This window comes from Terriglobales bacterium, assembly GCA_035764005.1.
Taxonomy (GTDB): Bacteria; Acidobacteriota; Terriglobia; order Terriglobales; family Acidobacteriaceae; genus Gp1-AA112.
The window spans coordinates 1-7,396 of the sequence record DASTZZ010000023.1 but is presented as its reverse complement, the minus strand read 5'-3'; the positions used below and the strand labels follow the sequence as shown (position 1 = coordinate 7,396).

The window sequence follows — 7,396 nt, the reverse complement described above, 5'->3', positions numbered from 1 at the left end:
ATGCGATGGACGGTGAACTCGTCGCCTCGCCATGTGATGGACGCGGAGTCGCCGGCGATGAATGCGCCGTCTGCTCCTAGAAAACTCACCGTGGAACTGCGGCGATCAACGCGGATGTGGAGCGCTGCGGTGTCGAGTTCGGCGGCATCCGCGATCTCCTGCGTCTTTGCGGAAAAGGACTGTTGCACTTCCGCTGGGGTGGGCAGCACAGCGTAGGAATACTTCGCGGCAAACTGGCTCGCGCGCGTCGCGCGGACCCGAATCACGTCGTCCTGCAAAGCTGTGATTTGCAGACGTCCGTTCTCGCTCTCGATTTCCAGGCCGTTCGGCACCGGGTGAACCGCACGGATTGCCCCTAAGGCAACTGGAGCCACTGCATTTTCTGCTGTGGCTGCTTGCTGAGGCCGAGTTTCGGGCGTCCCGCTTACATTTGGTGGATTAGAGGTGGTTTGGGCGAAAGCAATGGAACACACGCACAAAGCAAAGCCAAAGATTCGGATCATAGAGGGTTTTGAAAGCAAGAGGCGACGTTAGGACACAGAACTGCCATTGTCAACGTAAACTCGATGAGCTGCGCCGGCTAGGCTACGCGCTGCTGCCCACCTCGCGATTCATCTAGCGTGACGTGTAGAGTCAGCCGCTGCTTACCGCGATAGACGACTACTGTCACGGTGTCGCCTGAGTGGTGGTTGTCAAGCACGTTCTGAATATCCGCCGGCGTTTGGATGTCCTGACCGTCGATCTCGACAATGAGGTCGCCTCCAATGTAGATCGGGATGTTGCCCAGGTACGCTCGCTCATGTCCACCACGCAGGCCGGCGCGATCGGCTGCGCCGCCTGGCACGACTTGCTGAATGAGAACTCCCGCATCTGCGGCGAGGCCTAATTGGTCGGCCAGTTCGGGCCCGATGGGCAGCAAGCCGGCGATTCCCAAACTGGGACGACGCACTCGGCCGAACTCCACCAGGTCGTTGAGCACGGCTTTCGCGGAGTTGATCGGGATTGCGAATCCCACACCGGCGCTCTGCTCGGCGCCGCCGGTGAGAATCATGCTGTTGATACCGATTACTTCACCATGCGAGTTCAGCAGCGGACCACCGGAATTTCCAGGGTTAATGGCGGCGTCGGTCTGAATTGCCTGGTCGATGGCATTGCCCTCGGGACCGCGGACCGAGCGGATTGAACTGATGATGCCGCGCGTCATCGTGCCGCTCAGGCCAAATGGATTTCCGATCGCATAAACTTTTTGTCCGACCTCCAGTACCTTCGAATCGCCCAGAACCGCAGGTGTAAGATTTTTCGCCGGTATCTGAAGTACTGCGAGATCCTTCTGGCGATCCGAGCCGATTAGGTCGGCACGATATTTCTTCTTATTCGAAAGCGTGACTTCCACCTGGCGGGCCCCGGCGATGACGTGGTAGTTCGTGAGGATGTGGCCTTCGCTGTCAATGATGAAACCGGAGCCTTGTCCCTGCTGTGGAACTGCGCCGTAGAAGAAATCAAATGCGACGGCGGTTGAAGTGATGTTTACGACGGCTGGGATCACCTTGCGGTACACGTTGATGTTGTTCTGCTCTTCCGGATCGAGCGGCGGAGGCGCTGCAGCCTGAGTGATTTCAATCTTCGTTGGCCGCGCGGTGCTCCCGTCGGTGAAAGGGAGGTGGAATCCGGCGCCGCGTCCGTGAGTGGTGACAATATAAAAGCCGAGTACGAGAGCGATAGAGAAAATGAGTGGACGCAATATCTTCATAAAAAACTCACGAGTGAGACGGAGTTGGCGACGATGCAGCCATCATCTGGAGCTCTTTAAATATTTTATTAACCTGGCGCTCGGTTTCGGCGAGCGAGCCGGAATTGTTGATCACATGGTCGGCAGCCGCTACTTTCTCCGATTCCGAAAGCTGCGCTCCGAGCCTTCGCTCGGCGTCGCGCAGGGCCTTTTCCAGTTCCTCGGTGTTAGCGACAGACGTACCGAGCACGCGCTGAGCAAAGCGCTCGAGTTTCTGTTCGCGATTGCTCGTCACTACAACGAGTTTGTCGAAGTACTTGCCCATGCCCGCTTCGAGGATCAGAGCAGCTTCAAACACCAGGATTCCTTTCGGATCGAACTCCCTCATTTCAGCGAACCACCGCTGCATGCGGGCGGTAACCCCGGGATGGACGAGCGCATTCAACTCTTTTACGCGCTCCCCCTCGAAGGCTAACGCAGCCAGTACGGAACGGTTGATTGTTGCATCAGAGTTGAGGATCGAGTCGCCGAACTGGTCCACGACTTGCTCGTATACGGGCTGACCCGGTTGCATCAGTTCGTGCGCGAGCTTATCGGCGTACATCACATAAGCGCCGCGCGAAGCGAACATCTGAGCTACTACTGTTTTTCCGCTTGCGAGTCCTCCGGTTAGACCGACGCGCAGGCTCATACCAGGCCCCGTCGCATCCTTGCCGCTTTCACTGTATTCGACATCAACATGGCGATCGTCAGCGGACCCACGCCTCCAGGCACGGGCGTAATGGCGCCGGCCACTTCTGCAACTCGCGGATGTACGTCTCCGACAAGCGTCGAGCCTTTTGCGGCAAATTGCTCGAGCCGCTTTGGGTCGTTAGGAAAGAATTGCTCAATTCTCTTCTTGTCCATCAACCGATTAATGCCAACGTCAATCACGGTAGCGCCGGGCTTGACCATTTCCGGCGTGACCAGCGCCGCTTTGCCGATGGCGGCCACCAGAATGTCTGCCGTTCGGGTATACGCCGGCAAATCGACGGTGCGGCTATGACAAACCGTGACGGTTGCATTCTGATTCAGCAGCATCATTGCGACAGGCTTGCCAACAATATCGCTCCGACCCAACACGACTGCGGAATGGCCGGCAATCTCAATTTCGCTACGCTTCAGAATTTCTATGATGCCCGAAGGGGTGCAAGGCGTCAGTCCCGGCCGCTGCGTGGAAAGGTTGCCGACGTTCACTGGATGAAAGCCGTCAACATCTTTCTCTGGAAGCACATCGAGCAAGACGCGCTTGGCGTCGACCTGCGGTGGCAGGGGAAGCTGCACCAGGATGCCATCGATATCCTCACGCTGGTTGAGCGTCGCGATGATCGTGAGCATCTCCTCGGTAGTAACGCAATCGGATGGCGTGATCTTCTCGCTGTAGATGCCCAACTCCTCGCACGCGCGCACCTTGCTGCGGACGTACACTTCGGAAGCAGGATTATTGCCGGCGAGCACAGCGGCCAGGCCGGCTCGAATCCCCTGTCTCGCGAGTTGTCTGATATCGATGGCAACTTCGCCTTTGATGTCAGACGCGATCCGGTTACCGTCGAGGATGGTGGCCAATTGGGAAAGGCGCTCCTGAGGTGAGTAGAACAATCAGTGTAAATGGGAGCGGGCGTCGAACCTCTGGGATTCGCGTTCAAAACAAAACCGCGACCGGCGGTGTGCAGGTCGCGGCTTCTGATCTTGCGCAGCTAAGAGTGTGTGGAGCTACTGGCGCGGAATGTCGTTGTGGCTGTCAACAAGCGGAGCGGCAATCGGAGTGAAGCCGCCGTCGCCCATCAAATCGGGATTCAGGTCGTTTTCGTGGCTCGGCCCGAGTCCAAGTTTGATCAGCGCGCGTGAATCGGGGACGACTTTATTCTGCCAGCCTTGGTCGGCCTGGAACTTGCGCATTGCCGCCTGGGTTCTGCTATCCCAAACGCCGGTTGGCTGGCCGTCAAGGTAGTGCTCGCGGATCAGTGCTTCCTGGATCTCGCGTGCACGGTCGCTGGAAATTTTCTGCTGCCCGTGGCGCTTCCAACTGCTCCTGCGCAGATGGTGTCCTATCCGAGAGGAGCGATGTGAACTGGTCTTTTTGCCGCTGGACTTCGGGCTGACTGCGACTGCCGGCAAGCCCAAGAGGCCGATGATCAGAAATGTAATTCCAAACTTTGCCAGAGAGTTCGACCGCATAAGCCTCCATTTTGAAGCCGGGGATATCCCCGGACCCAATTTGGGGAAGTTCTTAAGGGTGAGAAGCAGCTTACCTGACCGGGAGGGCTTTTGCACCCGAAAATATTGCCCTCGAAAAACCCGGTAGTACACCTCACCTTTGGGGAGGTGAGATGCACCATTAGTAACCAGTTCTGCTCCGAGTCTCAGGATTTTCTGCAGCTCCGCGCCAAAGTGCGACGGCAGGATATGACCGATATCCTGCCGTCAGGTTGTTTATCTACAACTACTTACGTTTACGGAAGCGTGCCGGCGAGGAAGATCGTGCTGGCGTTCCGTCCTCGTCCTTGGCGGACCAGGAAGACTACATCCTGGCCAGTCTTGAGCTGGCCGGTGATGCGGCGGAAGTCGTCCTCGCTGTTTACCGGCTGCTTGTTGACCTCGAGGATCACATCGCCGCGGCTGAGGCCGATGTCCTCGGCGAAGGATCCGGGCTTCACATCACTGACGATTACACCTTTATTTGCCGGAATTCCCAGGCGATCGGCCATATCTGGCGTGATCGCTCGGACGGAAATGCCCATCTTTCCGGAGGCTGGCTCTTCCTCGCCCCCTTGCTCTTCCTCATTCGTGGCGGTATTGCCGTAGAGCTTGGCGCGATCGGCGACGGTCACCGTGGCTTCCGAGGCCTTTCCGCCGCGTTCATAGCCGATCTTTACCTTTGTTCCCGGCTTTTCGGCGGTGATGTCGGCTACGAGTTCATCTCCGGTCTTTACATGCTTGCCGTTGACGGAGGTGATGGTGTCACCGATCTTGATGCCGGCCTGGTCTGCTGGACCACCCGGTGTGACACTGGAAACAACCACTCCGGCTCCGTACATACGGGCAATGGCCGGGCTCGGCTGTGCGTTGAAGGCGACGCCGATCGAGCCGCGGACTACTTTGTGTTCCGACCCGATGAGCTGGTTGTAAACATCGACGACGATATTCGAGGGCAGAGCAAAGCCGACGCCCTGGTACCCGCCGGACTCGGTAAAGATGGCGGTGTTGATGCCGATGACTTCAGAATTCATGTTGACCAGCGGCCCGCCGGAGTTGCCGGGATTGATGGCTGCGTCGGTCTGAATAAAGTGCTGAAACTGGCGGCGGCTGTCGATGTCGCGTCCTTTAGAGGAGACGATGCCGGCGGTGACAGTTTCCTCCAGCGCAAATGGGCTGCCGATGGCCAAAACCCAGTCGCCCACGTTCATAGAATCCGAGTTGCCGAGCTTCGCCGCGGTAAGCGGATGATCAACGTCAATCTTTATGACTGCCAAATCGGTTTCGGCATCGGTGCCTACGACTTTCGCGTCATGCTGGACTCCCGGGGGATCGCCGTCGAGCTTCACGCGAATGCGATCGGCTTTATCCACCACGTGCTGGTTGGTGATGATGTATCCCTTTGGATCGACAATCACGCCGGAGCCAAGGGAGTGCTCAGTCGCTCCCGCTCCGCCCTGACCGCCAAATGGGCTCGCGCCCTGGCCTCCGAAGAAGCGATCGAAGAAGTCCTGAAATGGGTCTTGATCGTCCTGGTCGGGAGGCGTTCCGCGGCGGCGACCTCTCGGGCTTACCGCTTTTGGCGTCGATTCCGTATTGACGTTAACGACGCTCGGCTCCAGCTGTTTGGCGACTTGGCTGAACGCGCTTGAGAGTTGTTGCGGCGCGGGAACTTTCAACTGGGTGGCGTCGGAGCTGTTCACAGTCTTGGTTGCGCCCTTTACACCACGCTGAATGACCGTACCAATAAGAATGCCGACGAATAATGTCGCAACCACAAGAACGGTAGATAAGAACCGGTGCGACCTCATGCGATCTCGTAGTGTCATGTGTGAATCCATGATCTTCCTCACCAACGGTTGGCAACCCTTAATTATAGCGAGAAGCAAACGGCAGGCAGGTCGTTGGCCGCAGGAAGGTTCCTTTCAAAGCCCAAACTTCTGATTGGTTAGACGCGTGTTCCGCAGCAATAGACGCATGTGGCGATGGAATGTTATCTCGGCAGGTTCGTCGTTATGCATCTGCAACCTTTGGCGCCGCAGCTGAGCCCAGCAACTCCGATACGAGCACGCCTCCGAGAATCAGCACGGCCCCAATCGCCGCTCGTGCTCCCAGGCGCTCGCCGAGAGCGATGTAGGACGTAATCCAGGCAAAGACCGGTTCAAGCGAGAAGATGAGGGCGGTATGCGTCGGCGAAGTGAACTGTTGTGCCCAGGCTTGAATCGTGAAGGCCGCCGCTGTCCCGAGAAGTGCTGTAATCAGGATCGCCCACACCACGCGGGGAGTCCAGACGATGTGCGGATGCTCGAGCATGGGTGCGGCAATGCCCATAAGCAGCGCCGATGTGGCCACCTGCAGAAACCCAATTTGGGCAAATGAATGCCGCTCAGTCGCGTGTCCGAGAAAGATGATTTGGAAGCCAAAACTGATGGCGCAGCCTAGGGTGAGCAAGTCGCCGCGATTCACGCTTTCCCATGCGCCGAGGCCGCTTTCACTCGCTGGAACGGTGAGCAGAAATAGACCGACCACAGCGGCAAGCACGCCCAACGCTGTCCACGTCCGAATTTTGCGGCCCCAGAAAACGATGAGAAACAGCGGTACAAGCACGACGGAAATTCCGGTGATGAAAGCGGATTTGGAAGCCGTTGTCAGTCGCAAGCCTGTTGTCTGAAATTCATAACCAAGACCAAGGAAGATTCCAGTGATTGCGCCCGCAATCAAGGCCTGACGCGTGATGTGGAAGAGTTCGCGATGAAATACAACTGCGAGAGTCACGGTCGCCAGCACCATACGGACGAAGTTGAACATCAGCGGCGTGGCGTCCTGCTCGACGGCATCTTTAATCAGAACGAACGTCGTGCCCCAGACGAACGTGACGAGCACAAGGAGTATATGGGCTTTCAGGGCTCTGGACATGCAAGTAGTGAGAATAACAATACAGGGAGTCCGAGGTTCAATTCGGGAACGGGCTTCACCACAGGTGAAAGATGGTCAGAATTCCGACCGCAATGAACGCCAAAAAGAGAATGACGCCAATCATCAGCATCGCAAATGCCCGTTTTTCCTGACCCGGTTTGGGAATTGATATGCCCAAAAACGAAATGTACATCCAGAACAGATTCCTCCGTGGGTCCGGGTCGGGAGGCGGTTCTGGTGGTATACGGCCAGGCAAGCCCATCCCGTCACTATAACAACGCAAACGCAGCCTCCGGCGCGCCGATGTCTGCAGTTACCCGAACACCACGCGACTTGATCACTGGATTTTTCACTTTTCCACAACTATCTTCAATCCTTGCAATCTGATACAACGTGCAGCAGCTCCGCCGCATCGAAGTTTGGGAGGGTAACTCCATTACAGCGCCAACAGCAACGCCAAAGGAAAAACCGATCACACAGCCTAGAACTCCGGCGCGACGAACCGCCAACCCTGGA

At 57.2% G+C, this 7,396-nt stretch carries 9 protein-coding genes; all 9 read right to left on the bottom strand.

Going from position 1 to position 7,396, the window contains the following annotated elements:
* Window positions 1–374 (bottom strand): DUF4968 domain-containing protein (locus VFU50_03880; GenBank protein HEU5231976.1); only part of this gene is annotated, 374 nt, incomplete at its 3' end.
* A gap of 206 nt (window positions 375–580) precedes the next feature.
* Window positions 581–1,750 (bottom strand): trypsin-like peptidase domain-containing protein, encoded by a 1,170-nt coding sequence (locus VFU50_03875; protein HEU5231975.1) that lies wholly within the window; start codon window positions 1,748–1,750, stop codon window positions 581–583.
* A 7-nt stretch (window positions 1,751–1,757) separates the two neighbouring features.
* Complete coding sequence (gene coaE / locus VFU50_03870) at window positions 1,758–2,420, bottom strand: dephospho-CoA kinase (protein ID HEU5231974.1); 663 nt, start codon at window positions 2,418–2,420, stop codon at window positions 1,758–1,760.
* Window positions 2,417–3,367 (bottom strand): bifunctional 5,10-methylenetetrahydrofolate dehydrogenase/5,10-methenyltetrahydrofolate cyclohydrolase, encoded by a 951-nt coding sequence (locus tag VFU50_03865; protein ID HEU5231973.1) that lies wholly within the window; start codon window positions 3,365–3,367, stop codon window positions 2,417–2,419. Before VFU50_03865 ends, coaE begins: the two co-directional genes overlap by 4 nt.
* A gap of 114 nt (window positions 3,368–3,481) precedes the next feature.
* Entirely contained in the window at window positions 3,482–3,946 is a 465-nt protein-coding gene (locus tag VFU50_03860) for a peptidoglycan-binding domain-containing protein (GenBank protein HEU5231972.1), read from the bottom strand.
* Window positions 3,947–4,221: 275 nt separating this feature from the next.
* The gene (locus tag VFU50_03855) at window positions 4,222–5,775 is read right to left on the bottom strand and encodes a Do family serine endopeptidase (protein ID HEU5231971.1); all 1,554 of its coding nucleotides are present in this window, start codon (window positions 5,773–5,775) and stop codon (window positions 4,222–4,224) included.
* A gap of 202 nt (window positions 5,776–5,977) precedes the next feature.
* Complete coding sequence (locus VFU50_03850) at window positions 5,978–6,880, bottom strand: DMT family transporter (protein HEU5231970.1); 903 nt, start codon at window positions 6,878–6,880, stop codon at window positions 5,978–5,980.
* 55 nt (window positions 6,881–6,935) lie between these two features.
* Entirely contained in the window at window positions 6,936–7,073 is a 138-nt protein-coding gene (locus VFU50_03845; protein ID HEU5231969.1) for a hypothetical protein, read from the bottom strand.
* Between the two features lie 76 nt (window positions 7,074–7,149).
* On the bottom strand, window positions 7,150–7,396 hold a 247-nt coding region (locus VFU50_03840; protein ID HEU5231968.1), incomplete at its 5' end, for a hypothetical protein.

What these genes read in the sequence shown, in the direction of transcription:
- VFU50_03860 (HEU5231972.1), bottom strand. Translation starts at nt 3,946, where the DNA reads ATGCGGTCGAACTCTCTGGCAAAGTTTGGAATTACATTTCTGATCATC.
- VFU50_03875 (HEU5231975.1), bottom strand. Translation starts at nt 1,750, where the DNA reads ATGAAGATATTGCGTCCACTCATTTTCTCTATCGCTCTCGTACTCGGC.
- coaE (HEU5231974.1), bottom strand. Translation starts at nt 2,420, where the DNA reads ATGAGCCTGCGCGTCGGTCTAACCGGAGGACTCGCAAGCGGAAAAACA.
- VFU50_03845 (HEU5231969.1), bottom strand. Translation starts at nt 7,073, where the DNA reads ATGTACATTTCGTTTTTGGGCATATCAATTCCCAAACCGGGTCAGGAA.
- VFU50_03855 (HEU5231971.1), bottom strand. Translation starts at nt 5,775, where the DNA reads ATGAGGTCGCACCGGTTCTTATCTACCGTTCTTGTGGTTGCGACATTA.
- VFU50_03850 (HEU5231970.1), bottom strand. Translation starts at nt 6,880, where the DNA reads ATGTCCAGAGCCCTGAAAGCCCATATACTCCTTGTGCTCGTCACGTTC.